Source organism: Neisseria sp. P0021.S005, from assembly GCF_051956955.1.
On record NZ_JBQCWY010000627.1, the window covers coordinates 1 to 1,806 of the forward strand.

1 protein-coding gene is annotated in these 1,806 nt (G+C 54.2%); it reads left to right on the forward strand.

Going from position 1 to position 1,806, the window contains the following annotated elements:
- The coding region (locus ACTHUE_RS17660; protein ID WP_440424075.1) for a DNA gyrase subunit B at positions 1–1,806 on the forward strand (1,806 nt) is incomplete at both ends.

Consider the following 1,806-nt stretch of genomic DNA (forward strand, 5'->3'; position numbering starts at 1 on the left):
ATTCCGACAAAAAAGGTACAACCGTACGCTTCCTCGCCAGCAGCGAAACCTTCGGCAATGTCGAATACAGCTTCGACACCCTTGCCAAACGTATCCGCGAACTTTCCTTCCTCAATAACGGCGTAGATATCGAGCTGATCGACGAACGCGACGGCAAACACGAAAGCTTCGCCCTCTCCGGCGGCGTGGCCGGCTTCGTACAATACATGAACCGCAAAAAAACACCGTTGCACGAAAAAATCTTCTACGCGTTCGGCGAAAAAGACGGCATGAGCGTCGAATGCGCGATGCAATGGAACGACAGCTACCAAGAAAGCGTGCAATGTTTTACCAACAACATTCCGCAACGCGACGGCGGCACCCACTTGACCGCATTGCGCCAAGTGATGACCCGCACCATCAACAACTATATCGAAGCCAACGAAGTCGCCAAAAAAGCCAAAGTGGAAACCGCCGGCGACGATATGCGCGAAGGCCTGACCTGCGTTTTGTCCGTCAAACTGCCCGACCCGAAATTCTCATCGCAAACCAAAGACAAACTGGTTTCCAGCGAAATCGGCCCCGTCGTTAACGAAGTCATCAACCAAGCCTTGACCGACTTCCTTGAAGAAAACCCGACCGAAGCCAAAATTATCACCAGCAAAATCGTCGATGCCGCGCGCGCGCGCGAAGCCGCCCGCAAAGCCCGCGAAATTACCCGCCGCAAAGGCGTGATGGACGGCTTGGGTCTGCCGGGCAAACTGGCCGACTGCCAAGAAAAAGACCCTGCCCTGTCCGAACTCTACCTCGTCGAGGGCGACTCCGCAGGCGGTTCCGCCATGCAGGGCCGCGACCGCAAATTCCAAGCAATTTTGCCGCTCAAAGGTAAGATTTTGAACGTCGAAAAAGCACGTTTTGAAAAAATGCTGGCCAGCCAAGAAGTCGCCACGCTGATTACCGCTTTGGGCGCAGGCATCGGCAAAGAAGAATTCAATGCCGAAAAACTGCGCTACCACCGCATCATCATCATGACCGATGCCGACGTGGACGGCGCGCACATCCGCACCCTGCTCCTGACCTTCTTCTACCGCCAAATGCCCGAGCTGGTCGAACGCGGCTACATCTACATTGCCCAGCCGCCTTTGTACAAAGCCAAATACGGCAAACAAGAGCGCTATCTCAAAGACGAATTGGAAAAAGACCAATGGCTGCTCGGCTTGGCCTTGGAAAAAGCCAAAATCGTTTCAGACGGCCGCACCATCGAAGGCGAAGAGCTTGCCAATACCGCCAAACAATTCCTGTTGGCAAAAACCGTCATCGAGCAAGAAAGCCGCATCATTGACGAACTCGTCCTGCATGCCATGCTGCACGCTTCGCCAGTCGATCTCAGCACCGCAGAAAGCGCAGACCGGGCCGTTGCCGAATTGAGCGGCCTCTTGGACGAAAAAGAAGTCGCGCTCGAACGTATCGAAGGCCACGAAGGACACCAGTTCATCAAAATCACACGCAAGTTGCACGGCAATGTGATGGTGAGCTACCTTGAGCCTAAGTTCCTCAACAGCAAAGCCTACCAAACCCTTACCCAAACCGCCGCCGCACTCAAAGGCATAGTCGGAAAAGAGGCGAAGCTCTACAAAGGCGACAACGAATACGATATCGACAGCTTTGAAGGCGCTTTGGACATCTTGATGAGCGTTGCTCAAAAAGGCATGTCCATCCAACGATACAAAGGCTTGGGCGAGATGAACCCGGAACAACTTTGGGAAACCACGATGGATCCTACCGTCCGCCGCCTCCTGAAAGTCCGCATCGAAGACGCCATCGCCG